This is a genomic window from Streptomyces sp. NBC_00299, assembly GCF_036173045.1.
Taxonomy (GTDB): domain Bacteria; phylum Actinomycetota; class Actinomycetes; order Streptomycetales; family Streptomycetaceae; genus Streptomyces; species Streptomyces machairae.
In genome coordinates this window covers 1,191,445-1,209,742 of the sequence record NZ_CP108039.1, presented here as the reverse complement: position 1 = coordinate 1,209,742, position 18,298 = coordinate 1,191,445, and the positions used below count along the sequence as shown (strand labels likewise).

Here is an 18,298-nt window from a genome sequence, read left to right as displayed (position 1 = left end):
CCAGGTGACGCCATGACCAGCACACAGGACCAGCCAGAGCTGACCGCCCCCGGCGCCGATGCGCAGGCAGAGGCTTCAGTCCAGGAACGCACCACACGGATACGGCGCCGACTGGAGCGGCTGATCGGCATCGCGGCGACCGAGGGCAACGCACTCACCGCTCTGCGTAACGGAGATGAGATCTTCCCCGCGATGCTGGCGGCCATCCGGTCCGCCGAGCACACCGTGGACATGATGACGTTCGTGTACTGGAAGGGGGACATAGCCCGCGAGTTCGCGCAGGCGCTGGCCGACCGGGCCCGGTCGGGAGTGCGGGTGCGGCTGCTGCTGGACGGGTTCGGCAGCCGGCTGATCGAGAAGGATCTGCTGGAGGAGATGGAGCGGGCCGGGGTGCAGGTGGCCTGGTTCCGCAAGCCGCTGCTCCTGTCGCCTTTCAAGCAGAACCACCGCTGCCACCGCAAGGTCCTCGTCGTCGACGAACAGACGGCCTTCACCGGCGGGGTCGGCATCGCCGAGGAGTGGTGCGGCAACGCCCGCAACGAACACGAATGGCGCGACACCCACGTCGAGGTCCGCGGGCCGGCCGTGGACGGCATCGCCGCCGCGTTCGCCCAGAACTGGGCCGAAGGCCACCACGAACTCTTCGACGTGCGCGACCGGTTCGTACCGCACCCCCCGCAGGGCGGCGCGGTGGTGCAGGTGGTCCGGGGGTCGGCCAGCTTCGGCTGGCAGGACATGCAGACGCTGATCCGGGTGATGCTGGAGTCGGCCGAGGACCGCTTCAGGCTGGCCACCGCCTACTTCTCCCCCGACGCCTACTTCGTCGACCTGCTGTGCGCCGCCGCCCGGCGGGGCGTCAAGGTGGAGATCCTGCTGCCCGGCCCACACACCGACAAGCGGGTCTGCCAACTGGCCGGCCAGCACCACTACGACGCCCTCACCGCCTGCGGCGTGGAGATCCACCAGTACCAGCCGACGATGATGCACGCCAAAGTCGTCACCATCGACGGCATCGCCGCCCTGGTCGGCTCCACCAACTTCAACCGCCGCTCCCTCGACCACGACGAAGAGATCATGCTCGCCGTCCTGGACCAGGAGTTCACAGCCACCCTCGACAGCCACTTCGACAAGGACCTCAAGGCAGCCACGCTGATCCGTAAGGGACGCTGGAAGCGGCGCTCCGTGCTGCAGCAAGCACGTGAGGTCGCCGTCATGCCCATCCGCCGCTTCCTGTAGCAACGCCGTGGATGCGGCTCGCTCGCAGCGCATCTGAATTCCCTGGAATCGTGGAAACATGCGTTCAGGCTTTGAGCGTGAAAGGGATTTGGCGGGGCACCTGAGTGTGCGGAGGTTGATATTCATGGTTCCCCTGCTTGTCGTTCTGCTTCTCGCTCTGATCCTTTTCGGTGCCGGTTTCGCCCTCAAGGCCCTGTGGTGGATCGCCGTCGTCGTCCTGGTGGTGTGGCTGCTCGGCTTCGTGGTCCGGCCCGTCGGCCACAGCGGCCGCAAGAGCCGCTGGTACCGCTGGTAGACAACACTCAACGCGAAGGGCCCCGCCGGAGATCGCCGACGGGGCCCTTCGGTACGCCAAGCGGCGCACGCATCCACGAAATTCTACATCAGGCCAATGGGGACGCTTTTACAGGGCAGGAGTATCCGTGAGGCCGGAGCGGGCGGTGCTTCGCAGGGAACCTTGCGCCTCCAGCGCCATCCGTTCCGGCCGCATTTCACCGCCTGCCCCAAAGGGGGCAGGCCTTGGGGGCGAGTGCGGAGCGCCGTCGCTCCTCGTCTGCGGCCATGCCTGCCCGGGCATCGGGCGCTGTGCCGGACAGGCTGGGCGGATGTCGGGCTGGTGCGCGCGCACGATCGTGGAGTCGACCGCGACCCAGGCCTACTACGACGAGCACGCTCATAACACTTCAGCTCCCGAACGGGAAGCAGTGACCCCAAGCAATGCGAGCCCGGGAAGGGAGAGTTCCGAAACCAGCTTCTACTTCTGGGGCTCATTGGCGTCAACTGGCCAACAGTTGAGCGGCGATATCATCAGACTCAATCAGACATGGGCAGGTGGTTCGAGGAATCTGCGCTTCCCCGCTGTCGACCCCGCGCAGCTACCGAAAGAACCGCGATGCATCATCGGCCTGCTTCTGCAACCTCGGCCTCCACACCTGTCCTCAACCGGCCGTCGGCCACACCTGGGCGTTCCCGGGGTGGGTTGGCGGCCGTCATCATGCTCTGGTGCCTGACGCGCCTGTGGCTTGTCTCCACTGCGTTGGGGGTCAACGCGTTCACGGGCTATGGCCGCGTCGACCCGTCCGTCGACAAGGTATACCGCGGCTGGTACGAGGTTCTGGGCAACGGGTCCTTCCCTCTGCACGACGTCACCTGGCAGTACCCGCCCGGTGCGGCTCTGCCCGTCCTTGCGCCTGCGCTGGTCCCGGGTCTCGATTACGGACGCGCCTTCATCGCGCTGACCGCTCTCTGCGACATCCTCATCTTTGTCATGCTGCTCTGTGGGGCACGTGTGGCCGGACGCAGTCTCGCCGGTGCCTGGCTTTGGACCGTGGGGCTGGCAGCGCTCAGCACGATGCCCTGGAATCGTTTCGATCTGCTCGTCACTGGGTTGGCCATGGCCGCGCTCGTGGTGGCGGCCAACCAACGCGCTTGGTCCGACCGGGCATTCGGCGTGCTTGTTGCGATGGGCTCGATGGTCAAGATTTGGCCGGTACTGCTCCTGATCGGCACTCGCAAGGGCCGGTACACGCGAAGAGTCTGGGTTGCCGCTGCGCTCACCACGCTGGCGGTCGCCGCTTCCTTCGCGTTCACCATGCCGAACGCCTTCTCCTTCCTCTCCGGCCAGAAGTCCCGCGGCATCCAGATCGAGTCCGTCGGAGCCTTGCCCTTTCATCTCGCCCGCCATTTCGGCTGGAGCGGGACCTGGGCGGCGAAGGATGGCTCGCACGAGTTCGTGGGACCGTACGTCGAGGGCGTCAGCCTCACCATGCAGGCACTGACCGTCCTGGCCTTTGGCTGGCTCTTGTGGTGGCGCCAACGTTCGGACCTCGGCATTTCCTGCGCCCTGCCCGACGCCGCCCTGACGGCCACTCTCCTCTTCGTCGTCACAAGCCGCGTGATCAGCCCGCAGTACATGGTGTGGCTGATCGGACTGGCCGCCGTCTGCCTGCTGCGCCCCGACACCACCCAGCGCCCTGTCGCCTGGCTCCTGCTCGCGGCCTGCCTGCTCACGACCTTGGACTTCCCGCTGCTCTACCGCGAACTCCGCGACGATGGTGCGCCTTTGGCCATCGCCAACCTGTACGCCCGCAACCTGCTGCTGGTCGCGGCAGCAGTGCTGTCGGGACTACGGCTGTGGCGCGCGACTGCGCTCCGATCGATTGATCCCGCATTCCAGGCTGAGAGGTCCTGAGACACCGTTTCTGATGGTGAAAGCTGTCCGGTTGCCCAGTGCCCCTGGATGTCAGTGGAGTGTGGCAGTCTCCCGCCCATGAGCTACGACCTCGCCGTCTGGGAGGGTGTTCGTCCACCGGACGACGCTGCTGCCGGGCAACTCTTCAGGGACCTCTACAACCGCTGCATCGACACTGACGTGGAGCACCCGCCCACCGATCGCATTCCGCAGTACGTCGCCGCGCTGTTGAAGCGGTGGCCCGATCTGACGGTGGTTGAGGAGGAGGATGTTTCCCCGTGGTCTACGGGGCCGTTGATCGGTGAGGCCCGCGGTCCGCTCATCTACTTCTCCATGGTCTACAGCATGGCGAAGGAAGTGTCGGCCCATGCGGCACAGGTTGCGTCTTCGTTGGGTCTTGTCTGCTACGACCCCCAAATTCAGCAGCTCAGGTCGTGACGGTGCGCTCGACCACCTACCGGTGCCGGCCAAGCCCTGGGAAGGACTCGACGCCCCTGCGGGCGATGCGGTGCCGGATACCGCGCTGGCGTAGCCGGCGCCGCAGGTGGTCGTAGTCGTAGCCCTTGTCGCCATGCGGCTTGGCCAGGTCGTCGCCGTCACAGCACCGCGACAGGATTGACGGGGGAGCCCGTGCCGTGGGGGACGTTCAGGGGTGCCACGACGAGCAGGAACTCGTAACGCCCTTCCGTCGCGCACGCGGTGGACAGTGGCTCCAGGTCGAGGTTGTCCAGCAGCGGTACTCCCATGGCGGTGATGGCGAGGGCGTGTACGGGGGAGTGCAGGCCCTCGACCGGAGAGGGCCGAACGTCGCTGTCGCCGTCGCCACCGAGCAGCGAGATCCCGCGTTCGGCCAGCAGGGGCACGGCGTCCACATGGAGGCCGGCGCTGGCGTGGCCCGGGTTCCAGGGGCCGAGCCGGGCGCGGCGCCGGAAGTGGCCGGAGCGCAGCAGGACCGCGTCGCCCTCGCCGATCTGCACGCCGAGTGCGTTCTCGGCGGCGAGGACGTCGTCGGCGTGTACGGCGGTGCCGGGTTCGAGCCAGTCGGTGCCGAGGACGGCGGGCAGGTCGAGCAGGACGCCTCTGGTGACAAGGGGACCGAGGGAGGAGACCGCGCCGAAGTGGGCGCCGGCGGCGTCGACGACCTCGCGGGCGGTGCGGCCGTCATAGAGCTGCCCCCGATAGGCGATGTGGGAGAGCGCGTCGAGGTGGCTGACGCCCTTTCCGTGGTAGTCGACGGCGATGAAGTCCTTGTGGCAGGACGGCTCGGGCGCCTCCACGTCGCCGAGGTCGGACATGTAGAACAGCGCGGGCTTGCTGTTGTCCGGGCCGGGCACCGTGTTCCAGGGCAGGGCCATCGGCACCGTCGTACCGCTGCGGACGAGTGCGGTGGCACGGCGGACATGTGCGGGCGTGACCCGGTTCCACGCGCCACGGTCGGCGGGGGTCCAGTGCCCCCATGCGCGTACTGTCTCGAAGAGGGCGTCGAACTCCTCGCGTGAGACGTGGGGGCCGTTGTCCGCGGTGCTGGTCATGTGATGCTCCGTGCTCCAGGGGTCGCAGGGAGGCGTGGGCTGAACACGGCTACTTGCCCCAGATCTTCCGATACGCCTGCTGGTATCCCGAGGGATCCCACGTCGTGGCACCGTCGGTGTTGTCGGCCGTACTGATGTGGATGGGGGCCACATAGCCGCTCGCGGCACGGCCGGAGAAGGCCCGGTTGAACTCGTCGATGATCTGCCAGCCCTGGAGGGACAGCGGTTCGGGCACCGTCGCCGACTGGTACTGCTCGTTGTTGATGCGCTGGAAGGCCGAGGGGTCGCCGTCTCCGGCGCCGATGTTGTAGGGCGGGCCGGAACCCTTCTCGCCGGCCGCGCGCAAGGCCGGTGCGGCGTCGGCGAAGTAGAGGTCGTTGATGGCGACGGAGTGGGTCCACCTGTCCTGGAAGCGGGACAGGAGCGAGGAGACCTCCCGGGGCGTGCGGCTGCTCGCGTCCGGGATCGGGATGTTCTGGTACGACAGCAGCTGCACGCCCGAGCAGGTGGCGAGTTCCTTCCTGATCAGCTCCGACTTGTTCCGGGCGAAGGGGATCGAGGCGTCGGTGAAGATCACGGCGCCCGCGGTGCCGTTGGATTGGGAGATCACCCATTGCGCGCTGATTCTGGCCACCTCCTCGACGTTCGTGGTGACGTTCGTGAAGAGCGGAGGGCGTCGGCTGGGGCCCGGGGCGGCGACCGCGTGCCAGCCGACGAGAGGAATGCGGGACGCGACCGCCCGAGTCACCTGCTGCGAGGTCGCGTTGGGGTCGAAGCCGCCGATGACGATCCCCGCCGGCCTGAGGGCCACGGCCTCGCTCATCGCCGCCTGGAGGCCCGCCGGGGTACCGCCGCCGTCGATCACCCGGACGTTCCAGCCGATGACGCCCGCGGCGTCCCGCACACCCTCGGCGGCCCCCGCCACTCCGGGGTTGGTCATGGTCTGGGCGACGTAGACGATGGTCCGGCCGGACACGGCCGTCGGGCCGGTGGTCGGCCCGTTCCAAGGGACGTCCGTCCGCCGCGCGCGATCGACGGCCGTCTGGGCCCTCGCGTGGGCCGTGGGACAGCCGTTCGGGCCGGAGGTGGGGTCATCCGGCACGTTTTCGGAGCCGCGTTCGCAGCCGGCCAGGACGGTTACCGCGGCCAGCAGGGCAGCGGCCACGGACGTGGCCCTGAGGATGCCGGGGGTTGCCTTCGGTGTGCGGTGCACGGAAGCTCCTCGCGGAGGATGCGGGGACGAGGGCGGGTGAGGGGGTGTGCGGGCTGGGGGCTGCTCTGCCCAGGGATGGGGATCGCGGGGATGGGGATCGCGGGGATGGGGATCGCGGGGATGTAGATCACCCGGGCGTAGATCACGGAGCACCGTCGTTCGTGCCGCCGTCCCGCGTGCCGCCGTCCCGCGTGCCGCCGTCCTGCGTCGGGCCCGACGGCGGCTCCGTCGGCACGTCGGGCGAATCGCGCGCCGTGGCGGCGCCGGTGCGCAGCCGGCGGCGCGCGGTGTAGCCCGCGAGGCCGACGGCCAGGAGGAGGGTGCCGCCGTGGAACAACGGGACGGTCCAGAAGTCGGCGCCCATCTGGCCGATGCCGGTGAGGCCGACGGCCAGGACGGCGACGGCCACGAGGGTGCCCAGGGCGTTGGGGCGGCCGGGCTTGATGGCTGTGGAGCCGAGCAGGGCGCCGACGAAGGCGGGCAGCAGATAGTCGAGGCCGACGCTCGGATTGCCGATCTGCTGCTGGGCCGCGAGCAGCACTCCGGCGAAGCCGACGAGCAGCCCCGACGTGGCGAAGGCGTACACCGTGTACTTCCGGATCGGGATGCCGAGGAGATCGGCGGCGCGCGGGTTCGACCCGACGACATACAAGTACCGGCCGAGCGGCAGTCGCTCCAACACCAGCCACAGGACGGCTGTGATGGCGAGCACGTAGAACGCCGGGATCGGAAGGCCGAGGAATGTGGAGTTGTAGAGGTCGGTGAAGGCGGCCGGGAGACCCTGCGGGCCGGGGACGATACGGCCGCCGTCGGTGATCCAGCCGGTCGCGGCGTACATCATGCTGCCGGTCCCGAGCGTGGCGATGAACGAGTCGATCCGGCCGAACTCGACGATGACACCGTTGAGGACGCCGACGACACCGCCTCCGACGATCACCGTGAGGCAGACCAGTGGCCAGGGCCATCCTTCGTGGACGATGAGCTGCATCACCAGGACGTGCGCCAGGCCGAGGCCGTACCCGATGGAGAGGTCGAAGGCGCCGGTCACGATCGGGACCATCGCGGCGAGCGCCAGCACCGCCGGGATCGACTGGGTGGACAGGATCGAGTCGACGGTGTCCCGGGTGGGGAAAGTACGCGGCAGGGTGAGGGAGAAGATCAGGAAGAGGAGGGCGGTGAGGGCCAGGAGGCCGTAGGCGCCGACGAGGTGTCCGCCCCGGCCACCGCGCAGCCGGGCCGTCGGACTCGGGCCGTCCCGGCGGCCGGGTCGGCTCCGCGGTCCCGGCGAGGAGGGCGAGGTGCTCACCGGTTCGTGGCCGTGTCGGCGGGCGGCATGGCCGAGGCGGCCCGGGTGAGCCCGGTGACGGTGAGGGACGGGCCGCTCAGCTCCGCCGTCACGGATCCGCGCACGAAGACCAGCGCGCGCCGGCACACGCCCGCGACCTCCTCGAAGTCGGTGGAGACCAGGAGGACCGCGAGGCCTGCTGTCAGCGCCTCGTCGAGCAGACGGTGGATCGCGGCCTTGGCGCCGACGTCCACGCTCGCCGTGGGCTCCTCCAGGACGAGCAGGCGCAGCCCGACCCGCAGCCACCGTCCGATCATGACCTTCTGCTGATTGCCGCCGGACAGGGTGGCGACGGCGGCCTCGCTGTCGCGGGGACGCACCGAGAACCGTTCGATCAGGCCCGCGGCCTCGTGGCGTTCCCGGCGCGGGCCGATCCAGTGCGGCGCCGGCAGGCCGCCCGCGCGAGGGTTGGCCAGGAGGTTCTCCCGTACGGTCAACTCGGGGAGGCACCCTTCGACCTGTCTGTCGCCGGGCACGAGGGCGACGCCGAGTCGGACGGCGTCCACGACCGAGCGTGGACGGTACGGCCGGCCGCCGAGCAGGGCCCGTCCGGCGAGCAGAGGCCGGGCACCCGCGACGGCTCGGCCCAGGTCCATGTGTCCGGCGCCCGTGAGACCGACCAGGCCCAGGACTTCGCCGGCCCTGAGTTCCAGGCCGACCGGTCCCGCACCGGTGGTCCGTACGCCGTCAAGGGTCAGGACCGCCGGAGCGCTGCCCGGCGCCGGGGCGGGGTGGTGGTCGGCCGGTGCCTCGCCGGTGATGTCGTACACGAGGCGGGCGGGGCTGTGGCCCGCCAGCGGACCTTGGCTGACCAGCCGGCCGTCGCGCAGGACGGCGAAGGTGTCGGCGACCTCGTACACCTCGTCCAGGCGGTGGGTGACGTAGAGGATGCCGTGCCCACGGTCGCGCAGGGTGTGCAGGACGCGGAACAGCCGGGCGCAGTCCGCGGCGGGCAGGCGTGCGGTCGGCTCGTCGAGGACGATGAGCCTCGCCCGTGCCGCGAGGGCCCGTGCGATGGCGACCAGTGAACGCTCCGCCGGGGCCAGCAGTCCGACCGGTACGTCCGGGTCGAGGTGCCCCGCGACGGTCCGCAGGGCCTCGGCGCAGCGCTCTCGGGTCCGAGGCCAGGAGATCAGCCCGGCGCGGCGGGGATACCCGGTGCTCAGGGCGATGTTCTCGGCGACGGTCATCCACTCCACCAGACCCAGGTCCTGGTGGATGAAGGACATGGCGCGGGAGGCGTCGTGGCTCCCGAGCGGCAGTCCGTCCACCGTGACCTGCCCGGCGTCGGCGTGGTGGACGCCGGCCAGCACCTTGATCAGGGTGGACTTACCGGCTCCGTTGGGGCCGAGGAGGGCGAGGACGCTGCCGGCGTGGACGTCGAGGTCGACTCCGGCCAGCGCGAGGGTCCCGCCGAAACGCTTGGCGAGCCCACGGACACGGACCAGAGGTTCCACGGACAACTCCGGTGGTCGGCCTGGCGGGTTCCTCCCGACTTTCTGGAGCGATACTAATGGGACGTATATCTAAATTCTGGATATTTACCCATCCCTGCTACTTCTTGTTATCTCTTGCTGCCTTTTGCGGCCTCGTGTGATCCCTCGTGGATCAATCGGCCCGCCTCACGCGCCGTGCAGCTCGCACTCGGCCCAGATGACCTTGCCATCCGGCGTGTAGCGCGTTCCCCAGCTCTGTGCCAGCTGCGCGACCAGGAAGAGCCCTCGGCCGCCCTCGTCGGTGGTCGCGGCCCGGCGCAGGTGCGGAGCGGTGTCGCTGGCGTCGGAGACCTCGCAGATCAGGGTGCGGTCGTGGAGCAGCCGGACCCGGATCGGTCCGGCGGCGTGGCGGATGGCGTTGGTGACGAGCTCGCTGAGCAGCAGCTCCGCGGCGAACGCGGCCTCGTCGAGCCCCCAATCGGCCAGCTGGCGCGTCGTCGAGGCGCGGACCTCGCTGACGACGGCCGGGTCGGAGGGCACGTCCCAGACGGCGATCCGATGGGGTTCGAGGGCGTGGGTGCGGGCGACGAGCAGGGCGATGTCGTCGTAGGGGTGGGCCGGCGCGACGGTGTCCAGGATGACCTGACAGATCTCCTCGGGTGTGCGCGTCGAGTGGGCCAGGGTGTCGCGCAGCTGGTCGAGCACCGCGTCGACGTCCCGTTTGCGGTCCTCGATGAGTCCGTCGGTGTAGAGGATCACGCGGCTGTCCTCGGGCATGTCCAGGTCGGCGGCCTCGAAGGGCAGACCTCCGAGGCCCAGCGGAGGACCTGCGGGCAGCTCAGGGAACGACACCGTTCCGTCGGGGTGGACCAGCGCGGGCGGGGGATGGCCTGCCCGGGCCATGGTGCACCGCTGCGAGGTCGGGTCGTAGACGGCGTACAGACAGGTCGCGCCGATGATGCCGGCGCCGTCGGAGGCCGGGTCCTCCCGGTCCAGGCGGCTCACGAGGTTGTCCAGGTGGATGAGGACCTCGTCCGGTGGGAAGTCGAGCTCGGCGAAGCTGCGTGCGGCGGTGCGCAGTCGGCCCATGGTGGCGGCCGAGAGCATGCCGTGGCCGACGACGTCGCCGACGAAGAGGCCGATGCGCGTACCGGAGAGCGGGATGACGTCGTACCAGTCCCCGCCGACGTCGGACTCGGCGGGCAGGTAGCGATGGGCGACGTCGACGGCGCTGTGGTCGGGCAGGCCGTGCGGGAGCAGGCTGCGCTGGAGAGCGAGGGCCATGGTCCGTTCGCGGGTGTAGCACCGGGCGTTGTCGAGGGACAGCGCCGCGCGGACGGCGAGTTCCTGGGCAAGCGAGCGGTCGTCGTCCTCGAAGGGGACGGAGTCCTGCGCGCGGTAGAAGCTCACGATGCCCAGGACGACGCCCCGCGCGACCAGGGGAACGGCGATGAGGGAGTGCACGTGGCGCAGCAGTCGTGCGGTGTGCTCGGGGTCCTGTGCGAGCCAGCCCGCGGCGGCGTTCAGGTCGGGCTCCAGCACGGCCTGTCCGTCGGTCAGTGATCGCAGCTGGGGCGTGGTCGGGCTGTACTCGACCGTCTGGCCGACCGACCTGAAGGGACAGTCGTCGCGGATGCCGTGGACCACCGCGCGGTGCAGGACGTCCAGGGGAGTGGCGGCCTCCTCGCCGCGCAGGACGGCCTCGGGCAGGTCGATGGTGACGAAGTCGGCCAGTCGCGGGACCGCCGTCTCGGCGAGCTCCTGGGCGGTACGGCGCACGTCCAGGGTGCTGCCGATGCGCGTGCCCGCCTCCGACAGCAGCTCCAGGCGGCGCCGGGCGGCCAGGGCGTACGTCCCCACCTGCGGTTCCCCCACCAGAACGAGCCCTCTGGTCGGGGGCGGGGAGGGGTGGCGATCGCCCCCCGTGCCGTCGAGGCCGGCGGTTGTGATGCCCGCGGTCCCCGGGGCGCTCCAGCCGGGGGTCGCGTCGGGAGGGTGCCCGGTCGGTGGTACGGCGGAGGGATCCCCGAGCGCGGCAACGACGGCGACGGCCCCGGACAGTGGGGGCGCAGCGGCGGCAGGCAGGGTGGACAAGCCCAGCGGCTCGTCGAACTGGTGCGGGATTCCGTCGGCCCCGAGTGGCGCGGGACCGGGCAGAACGGCCTCGATGGCGAAGCCCTCCACTCCGGACGCGCTCGTCATCGGACGGCTCACCAGCGTGATCGACCGTCCGTCGGGCAGGGCCACGTCGATGGCGGCCCGCTGGGCGCGGGAGATCAGCTCGGCGGCCTTCTCCAGGAGGATCGCCCGGTCGCCGGGGCGCAGCTCCAAGGCCAGCTCGTCCACAGCGACGCTGTGGTGAAGTCCGGAGGCGGCCTGCGCCCCGGCGTCCAGGTACGCCTGCAGCAGATCGCGCTCCCGCGTGGAGTTCTGCCGCAGCAGTCGCCGCTCGATGGCCTCGGCAGCCTTGCGTATCACGTGGTCCAGCGACGGGTCCTCGGCGCTGCGCGGATAGCCCAGGCACAGCACGCCCTCGATGCGCCCGTTCAGCGGATCGCGCACGGGAAGCGCGCGGCAGGCGCTGCCCTGGGAGCGCTCGGCGAAGTGCTCGGCACCGTAGACCCGGATGAGCTGCCGCTCCGCCAGGGCGAGACCGATTCCGTTGGTACCGGCGAACCGCTCGGCGAACACGAACCCCGGGACGATCTGGATCGCAGGCAGGCTCCTGGCCAGCGACATCCTGCCGAAACGGCGCAGCAGAACCGTCCCGTTCGCGTCGGCGACGGAGATGTTCATCTCGCTGCCGTCGAACCTGGACTGCAAGCGGTCCAACACCGGCACGGCGGCACGGACGATCCGGCCGTCGGGCTCGAAGTCCTCCCGGAACGGAAGCTCGGACTGGTTCGGCGACAGGCCGAGGGCCCGGGAACGCTGCCAGGAACTCAAGATCGAGGGCCGCACACCCGCCGCGACCGACTCACCCTGCAGAAACCGCTCGCGAAAGTCGGCGGGTCCTGTGCCGCCTGCCGCACGTCCCGTCAGCATCGGTTCGTCGTCGGACCGAACCACGCTTCGCCTCACTCCGCGTCTACGACCATGCGCTCATCGGAAGAATCTGGCATTGATGAGGATACGGGCATTGTGGACACGAGTCACGGCGCGCAAGTCTGTGCTTGCGTGGCCCGCACCAAGGTGCAGAAGAACGACACCGCTGAGAACACCGTCACGACGCCACGGAGTAACTGAGATCCGTCGCGGTGAACGAGGCAGGCACCAGACGCAACCACATCGTGCCTCGTCCGCCCGGATCATCGTGCAGGTAGTGCAGGAAACGCGCGTCCCACAGAGCCTCGTCCGCTCCCAGGTAGCGGGCAAGCTTGCGCCGTCCCCTCGGCACATCGAAGGGCACGAGCTCAGCCCGGCCCCGAGCGATCACCTGCCGGACACGCCCCGTCGCGAGATCGCACTCGTCCACGACGAGAGCGACGTTCGGGTCACCCTTCACGCGGTCGAACAACCGGGCCCATGGGCCCGTCAAGATCCAGAAGGCTCCCTCTTCCCAGAGGAACCAGACAGGACGCACCGTGGGCCCGCTCGTCGCGATCCGAGCCGTGAGCGGCTGCTGCAGGAAGGCGTCCACATCAAAACCAGGAGCGTCCACGTCTCCCATCTTCCGGTGCCGCCGATCGCTTCACCACCAGCCAACGACCTACGTCCAAAGCCCCGGACGGCACCTGGTCTCTGGGTCCGAGCGGGAGTCAAATTCGAAAGCGGTGTGCCGGCCGAACGTGGCACGGTGGCGGCATGAACCCGCCGCCCCTCAACCGGACGTGCCCTCACCGCGGACAGGTCGTCGTCCTGACCGGGCCGCCCGGAGCCGGCAAGAGCACGGTGGCGCAACTCCTGGCCGATCACCTGACTCCCAGCGTCCACCTGCACAGCGACGACTTCTGGCGCTGGATCAAGCAGGGCCGGATCGAGCCCTACCTGCCCGAAGCGCATCGACAGAACCAGGTGGTCCTGCAGGTGCTGGCGTCGGCGGCGTTCGGTTACGCCGACGGCGGTTACCAGGTGATCTGCGACGGGATCGTGGGGCCCTGGTTCATCGATCTCTTCCGCGTGACGGCCCGGGAACGGGCCCTGCCGCTGAGCTACGTCATCCTTCGGCCGGACCAACACACCACACTCGAACGGGCAACGAGCCGACTCGGCGACGCCTTGACCGACCCCGAACCGATTCGCTCACTGCACGACCAGTTCAGCGACCTGGGCGCCTATGAGGCCCACGTCCTGGACTCCACCAACCTGACCGCGGAGGCGACCGCCAACAGCGTCCTGCAAGGCCTTGCGAGGGGCGCCTACCTCAGCTCCTGACCATGGCCGGCGTGGTCGACACCACCGTTGCCGGCCTGCTGGGCCGGTAGTTCTTACGAGAAACTGACGCGACAACCGAACTCCTCCTTCACATCAGCCCCATGGACAACTCTGGTGGCGGTCCCACCACGAGAGTTCGGAGAAAGTCCATGCGGCGCAACGCGCGAAAACGAACGAAGAGCACGAGCGGCAAGGTCGTTGCCGCCCTGGCGGCCCTCACGCTCGGAGGGGGTGGGCTGGTGGTCGTGAACGTGTATGCCTCCGCCCATGAGACGTCCGGCGACAACACCGTCAAACGGTCTTCCGAGGGCGGCGCGGGCCAGGCCGTGGCCCCACAGGCCTCGACCATCGACTGCCCCGACGTCGGCAGCCGGCTGGAGCAGACCCCGGCCGGGGCCAGGGCTCAGGTCGACAAGGAACTCGCCCTGCTGGACAGCCAGATCTCCGAGGCGTACCAGAAGCTGCGGAGTTCGGGCCGGGCGGTGGCGCAGGACAGCGGCTTCGCGAACAACGCCGTCCTCGGCCCTCTCAAGGACAAGCGGACCGCGACGATCGAGCGGATCGCCACCGCCATCGACAGGGTGGGGGACAGGCCGCAGGGCCTTGAGCCACTGGCCGCCTGCACGTTGCGCGGGTCCGACAGCGGCCAGGAGCAGGGACAGGGCGAGCCCGGTGCCGGCGGACAGCAAGGGAACGGCCCCGTCGCCGCCGACTTCGTCGACATCACCAAGGTCCGGCCCAACGCGACAGCGCCCCGCAAGTCGCGCAACGCGTCCCGGGGAACCTTCACCACCCAGTGCGGTGTGAACGAGAACAAGCTCTACAACTCCGACAACGTCATCGTCGCGCCCGGTGTGGACAACGGTGCTCATCACACCCACGACTACGTCGGCAACCAGGCCAACGACGCGTTCGCCGACAACCAGGACTTCGCGAACGGCAAGACGACCTGCCGGAACCAGGGCGACAAGTCGTCGTACTACTGGCCGGTGCTCCGGCTGCAGGACGGCACCGAGGAGTTCGACGCCGGGCAACAGGGCGGCGGCGCCGAGGGCAACACGGGCAGGATCCTCACCGCGTCGCAGGTGACGCTGGACTACGTGGGGAACGCGCGGGGCAAGGTCGTGGCCATGCCCAAGTTCCTGCGGATCATCACCGGTGACGCCAAGACGTTCACCAACGGCACCGCGAACGCCAACGCGGCGTGGAGCTGCACCGGCTTCGAGAACCGCCAGCTGACGGACAAGTACCCGATCTGTCCCGAGGGCAGCCGCCTGGTCCGGACGTCGAAGTTCCAGAGCTGCTGGGACGGCCGGAACGTGGACAGCGCCAACCACCGCACCCACGTCGCCTACGCCGATCCGCGCACCGGCGCCTGCCCGAGCGGCTTCCGGGCCGTTCCGCAGCTCGTGCAGCGCCTGGTCTACGACGTGAACGCGCCCAGCCTGAACGACAACGGCGGCTCCAGCCCGTTCTACGCGGTGGACGGTTTCCCCGAGCAGATGCACAAGCCGGTCACGGACCACGGCGACTTCGTCAACGTCTTCGACGAGCGGCTGATGAACAAGATGGTCCGGTGCATCAACACCGCCCGCCAGTGCCGGTGATGTGGACGGCCCGTCAGGTGCCGGGTGAGGGGCGGTTCCAGGTGCGGAGCTTGTCGGGGTTGAGGGTGCCCCACACCTGGACGACATGAGGGCCGGCGACGTCGAGGCTGATGACGGCGGCCACGTGAGGGCCGTAGCGCACCACCAGACCGGTCCGTCCGTTGACGGGGCCGGGGTACAAGGTGGTTCGTGGATGTCGGGCCAGCAGGGTCAGCAGGGTGCGGGCCACGTGGGTATTGCCGTGTACCGGATTGATCAGCGTCCGCACCTTGCCGCCACCGTCGAAGAAGGCCGTGGCATCGGCCGCGAGGAGGGACGTCAGGAGCCCCTCGTCGTGCGTCACGCAGGCCAGATGCACGGCACGCGCCACCGTGTCGTGCTGGCGGGCCGACGTAGGACGCGCGTGCCGGGCCCGCAGACTGCGCCTGGCCAGGGCGGCCGGTTCGGCACCCTGCGGTTCGGCACCACGCGACCCGGCGCCACGCGATTCGGTCCGGCGCACGAGGTGGGCCACCGCGCCGGCCCTGTCCGGTTCGGGCAGGGCCGGCCACGTCAGGCAGATACTCCCGGCGACGCCCACCAGCCACGACCGCGGCGCCGCGATCCGTGCCCGGGCCCGCTCCGGCAGCTCGAACCACCGTCGGTAGGTCTCGTCGATGACGCTCTCCGCCGCACGGCTGCTGCCGAGCATCCAGTACGCGACATGCAGCAGATGCCGCCGTTCGTCGAGCAACTCCGCGATCGGGACCGCGTCATCCATACCCGCCATACGGCATCTCCCGGGCAGGGGCCACGCAGCAGGAGCAGGACCTACTGCTGCTTCGCGAGCCAGTCGGACAGCCTGGTCCCGGCGAGGTGCGCGTCCGGACCCGGCAGGAGCGTGGTTTCCTCCAACTCGGCGCCCGAGTACGGGGCGTGCGGGTCGGTGACTACCGTGCGGGGGTCGTTCTGGGCGGCGAGCGTCTCGCGGATGAGCTCGTCGAGCTGGAACACGTCGGGGCCCGCGATCTCCACCGTGCCGTTGACGGGATCGCCGACCGCGGTACGGCCGACGGCCGCTGCCACGTCGTCGGAGTAGATCGGCTGGAACTTGGCGGGGGCCAGCCGCACCGTGTCGCCCTCGGTCGAGATGTCCGCGATCCCCTTGATGAACTCGAAGAACTGGGTGGCGTGGACGAGGGAGTAGGGCATGCCGGACGCCTTGATCAGCTCTTCCTGGGCCTGCTTGGCCCGGAAGTACCCGCTCTCCTGGAGGCGGTCGGTGCCGACCACGGACAGGGCGACGTGATGCGTCACGCCGGCCTCGGCCTCCGCGTTGAGCAGGTTTTCCGTGGAGGTGCGGAAGAATTTCATGACGGCGTCGTCCTCCCACGAAGGGGAGTTGGACACGTCGACCACGACCGACGCGTCCTTCAGGACCTCGGCGAGGCCCTCGCCCGTCAGCGTGTTGACGCCGGTGTTCGGCGCGGCTGCGACCGCCTCGTGCCCGTGCTCCTCGAGCTTGCCGACGAGCTTCGAGCCGATGAGCCCGGTTCCACCGATCACTACGACCTTCATGGTGCTTTCCTCTCGGAGAATTTCTTGGTCTGCACGGGATTGGTCTGTACTGGAAGTGACAGAGCAGCGGTCCTGCTTGTGACAGCAGTGCTCACCCAGCAGCTCATTCGGCGAGCTTGCCGTCGGTCGAGACCTCCTCCATCAGCGACGAGATCTCGTCGGAGACGCCCGGGATGCTCTCGCGGGTGACACCGGTCGTCGGGGACCACACGAGATTGACCTGCAGAGCGGGGTCGAGGTCGGGGTGGTCGCTGCGGTTGTGACAGCCGCGGGTCTCGCGACGCTCCAGTGCCGCTTCGAGGGTGGCCCGGGCCGCCAGGGCGGCGGACTTGAGATCGAAGGCGTGCGCGAGGTCCTGATAGCCGGCGATGTCGGGGTGTACGCCGACGTCCTCCATCCGCTTCTCGATCAGGGCGAGTTCCGTCAGCCCCGCACGCAGGCCCTCCTCATCGCGTACGACCCCTGCGTGCTCGGTCATGGTGTTGCGGATGGCGCGTTGCAGGGCACGTACGTTCTCCGCCCCGTCCGCCGCGAGCAGGCTGTCGACCTCCGCGCGGGCCTCGGCGACGGCCGACGCCGACCGGCGCTGTGCGGTCAGGGACTGCGAGTACGCGGCGGCGGCCCGCCCCGTGATACGGCCGAAGACCAGCAGTTCGATGAGACTGTTGCCGCCGAGGCGGTTGGCGCCGTGCAGCCCGCTCGACGCCTCCCCGATGGCGTACAGGCCCCGCACATCGGTGCTGTGGTCCTCGGGACGCACCCACACGCCGCCCATCGAGTAGTGCGCGGTGGGCGCGATCTCGATCGGCTCGCGGGTGATGTCCAGCATCTGGAGGTCGAGCATCGTCTGGTAGACGCGGGGGAGCCGCGTCATGATCGTCTGCCGCGGCAGGTGGGAGACGTCGAGCCACACACCGCCCTTGGGGGTGCCCCGCCCTTCCTTGATCTCCGTGTAGGAGGCCAGGGCCACGCGGTCGCGGGTGGACAACTCCATCCGGTCGGGGTCGTAGCGGGCCATGAACCGCTCCCCGAGGGCGTTGCGCAGGATCCCGCCCTCGCCCCGGGCGGCCTCGCTGACCAGGGTGCCGGCTGCGTTCTCCGGTTCGATGATCCCGGAGGGATGGAACTGGACCAGCTCCGGGTCGCGCAGACGGGCTCCGGCCTCCACGGCCAGACGGAACGAGTCCCCCGTGTTCTCGTCGCGCCGCGAGGACGTGCGTCGCCAGATCCGGGTGTGGCCGCCGGCGGCGAGGATGACGGCGTCGGCGTGGATCACGTAACGCCGTCCGGTCGCGAGGTCGAAGCCGTACGCACCGAAGACGGCACCCTCATGCACCAGCAGCCGGGTGATGTAGACGCCGTCGAGCACGGGGATCTTGAGCTGCTCGGCGCGGCGGACCAGGGTGCGCTGGATCTCCAGTCCGGTGTAGTCGCCGGCGAAGGCGGTGCGCCGGAACTTGTGCGCGCCGAAGAACCGCTGCGAGATACGGCCGTCCTCCTCCCGGGCGAAGGCCATGCCGAAGCGCTCCAGGTCGTCGATGCCCCGGGCGGCGCCCTGGGTGACGATCTCCACGGTGCGGGGGTCGGCGAGCAGGTAGCTCTCCTTGATGGTGTCCGCCGCGTGCTGTTGCCAGCTGTCCTCGGGATCCATGGTGGCCAGCGCCGCGTTGATGCCGCCGGCGGCGAGTGCCGTATGGGCGTCCTCCTTGGGGCGTTTGCCTACGGCGAGGACGTCGACGCCGGCCTCGGCCAGCTCGATCGCCGCCCGCAGGCCTGCACCTCCGGTGCCGATCACCAGCACCATGGT

General features: G+C 69.6%; 15 protein-coding genes and 1 pseudogene. 6 read left to right on the top strand and 10 right to left on the bottom strand.

Annotated features, from left to right (window positions below; translation table 11 throughout):
* Positions 1-12 precede the first annotated feature (12 nt).
* The 4 genes from OHT51_RS05200 to OHT51_RS05185 all read left to right on the top strand — a co-directional run bounded on the left by OHT51_RS05200 (position 13) and on the right by OHT51_RS05185 (position 3,865).
* Positions 13-1,236, top strand: coding sequence for a phospholipase D-like domain-containing protein (locus tag OHT51_RS05200; RefSeq protein ID WP_328877692.1), 1,224 nt, complete (start codon positions 13-15; stop codon positions 1,234-1,236).
* Between the two features lie 124 nt (positions 1,237-1,360).
* Positions 1,361-1,531, top strand: coding sequence for a hydrophobic protein (locus OHT51_RS05195; RefSeq protein ID WP_328877691.1), 171 nt, complete (start codon positions 1,361-1,363; stop codon positions 1,529-1,531).
* Between the two features lie 684 nt (positions 1,532-2,215).
* The gene (locus OHT51_RS05190) at positions 2,216-3,427 is read left to right on the top strand and encodes a glycosyltransferase family 87 protein (protein ID WP_328877690.1); all 1,212 of its coding nucleotides are present in this window, start codon (positions 2,216-2,218) and stop codon (positions 3,425-3,427) included.
* Between the two features lie 78 nt (positions 3,428-3,505).
* Entirely contained in the window at positions 3,506-3,865 is a 360-nt protein-coding gene (locus OHT51_RS05185; RefSeq protein ID WP_328877689.1) for a hypothetical protein, read from the top strand.
* Positions 3,866-3,884: 19 nt separating this feature from the next.
* Here the strand turns inward: OHT51_RS05185 and OHT51_RS05180 are convergent.
* The 7 genes and pseudogenes from OHT51_RS05180 to OHT51_RS05150 form a co-directional block, all read right to left on the bottom strand.
* Positions 3,885-4,010, bottom strand: a pseudogene (locus tag OHT51_RS05180) (IS5/IS1182 family transposase); the annotation flags it as partial.
* A gap of 13 nt (positions 4,011-4,023) precedes the next feature.
* Positions 4,024-4,959, bottom strand: coding sequence for a cyclase family protein (locus OHT51_RS05175; RefSeq protein WP_328877688.1), 936 nt, complete (start codon positions 4,957-4,959; stop codon positions 4,024-4,026).
* A 49-nt stretch (positions 4,960-5,008) separates the two neighbouring features.
* A complete protein-coding gene (locus OHT51_RS05170) occupies positions 5,009-6,172 on the bottom strand; it encodes a substrate-binding domain-containing protein (protein WP_328877687.1) in 1,164 nt (387 codons plus the stop codon).
* Positions 6,173-6,314: 142 nt separating this feature from the next.
* The gene (locus tag OHT51_RS05165; protein WP_328877686.1) at positions 6,315-7,478 is read right to left on the bottom strand and encodes an ABC transporter permease; all 1,164 of its coding nucleotides are present in this window, start codon (positions 7,476-7,478) and stop codon (positions 6,315-6,317) included.
* Positions 7,475-8,974, bottom strand: coding sequence for a sugar ABC transporter ATP-binding protein (locus tag OHT51_RS05160; protein WP_328877685.1), 1,500 nt, complete (start codon positions 8,972-8,974; stop codon positions 7,475-7,477). The genes OHT51_RS05165 and OHT51_RS05160 overlap by 4 nt, the downstream gene beginning before the upstream one ends.
* Positions 8,975-9,139: 165 nt before the next feature.
* Positions 9,140-12,022, bottom strand: coding sequence for a SpoIIE family protein phosphatase (locus tag OHT51_RS05155; RefSeq protein ID WP_328877684.1), 2,883 nt, complete (start codon positions 12,020-12,022; stop codon positions 9,140-9,142).
* 154 nt (positions 12,023-12,176) lie between these two features.
* On the bottom strand, positions 12,177-12,593 hold the full coding sequence (locus tag OHT51_RS05150) for a pyridoxamine 5'-phosphate oxidase family protein (protein WP_443052695.1): 417 nt from the start codon (positions 12,591-12,593) through the stop codon (positions 12,177-12,179).
* 164 nt (positions 12,594-12,757) lie between these two features.
* On the opposite strand from OHT51_RS05150, the gene OHT51_RS05145 reads away from it, so the two are divergent.
* Both OHT51_RS05145 and OHT51_RS05140 read left to right on the top strand, forming a co-directional pair.
* Positions 12,758-13,327, top strand: coding sequence for an AAA family ATPase (locus tag OHT51_RS05145; RefSeq protein WP_328877682.1), 570 nt, complete (start codon positions 12,758-12,760; stop codon positions 13,325-13,327).
* Between the two features lie 149 nt (positions 13,328-13,476).
* A complete protein-coding gene (locus OHT51_RS05140) occupies positions 13,477-14,934 on the top strand; it encodes a DUF1996 domain-containing protein (protein ID WP_328877681.1) in 1,458 nt (485 codons plus the stop codon).
* 13 nt (positions 14,935-14,947) lie between these two features.
* Here OHT51_RS05140 and OHT51_RS05135 read toward each other — a convergent pair whose 3' ends face one another.
* From OHT51_RS05135 to OHT51_RS05125, 3 genes are all read right to left on the bottom strand, one after another.
* Positions 14,948-15,703, bottom strand: a complete 756-nt coding sequence (locus tag OHT51_RS05135; protein ID WP_328877680.1) for an RNA polymerase subunit sigma — start codon at positions 15,701-15,703, stop codon at positions 14,948-14,950.
* Between the two features lie 41 nt (positions 15,704-15,744).
* Positions 15,745-16,491, bottom strand: coding sequence for an SDR family oxidoreductase (locus OHT51_RS05130; protein WP_328877679.1), 747 nt, complete (start codon positions 16,489-16,491; stop codon positions 15,745-15,747).
* A gap of 103 nt (positions 16,492-16,594) precedes the next feature.
* Complete coding sequence (locus OHT51_RS05125) at positions 16,595-18,295, bottom strand: L-aspartate oxidase (protein WP_328884244.1); 1,701 nt, start codon at positions 18,293-18,295, stop codon at positions 16,595-16,597.
* Between the last annotated feature and the right edge of the window lie 3 nt (positions 18,296-18,298).

Excerpts from the sequence above, each read along its gene's own strand:
- OHT51_RS05200 (WP_328877692.1), top strand. The coding sequence starts at position 13 with ATGACCAGCACACAGGACCAGCCAGAGCTGACCGCCCCCGGCGCCGAT.
- OHT51_RS05195 (WP_328877691.1), top strand. The coding sequence starts at position 1,361 with ATGGTTCCCCTGCTTGTCGTTCTGCTTCTCGCTCTGATCCTTTTCGGT.
- OHT51_RS05185 (WP_328877689.1), top strand. The coding sequence starts at position 3,506 with ATGAGCTACGACCTCGCCGTCTGGGAGGGTGTTCGTCCACCGGACGAC.
- OHT51_RS05175 (WP_328877688.1), bottom strand. The coding sequence starts at position 4,959 with ATGACCAGCACCGCGGACAACGGCCCCCACGTCTCACGCGAGGAGTTC.
- OHT51_RS05145 (WP_328877682.1), top strand. The coding sequence starts at position 12,758 with ATGAACCCGCCGCCCCTCAACCGGACGTGCCCTCACCGCGGACAGGTC.
- OHT51_RS05140 (WP_328877681.1), top strand. The coding sequence starts at position 13,477 with ATGCGGCGCAACGCGCGAAAACGAACGAAGAGCACGAGCGGCAAGGTC.
- OHT51_RS05135 (WP_328877680.1), bottom strand. The coding sequence starts at position 15,703 with ATGGCGGGTATGGATGACGCGGTCCCGATCGCGGAGTTGCTCGACGAA.
- OHT51_RS05130 (WP_328877679.1), bottom strand. The coding sequence starts at position 16,491 with ATGAAGGTCGTAGTGATCGGTGGAACCGGGCTCATCGGCTCGAAGCTC.
- OHT51_RS05125 (WP_328884244.1), bottom strand. The coding sequence starts at position 18,295 with ATGGTGCTGGTGATCGGCACCGGAGGTGCAGGCCTGCGGGCGGCGATC.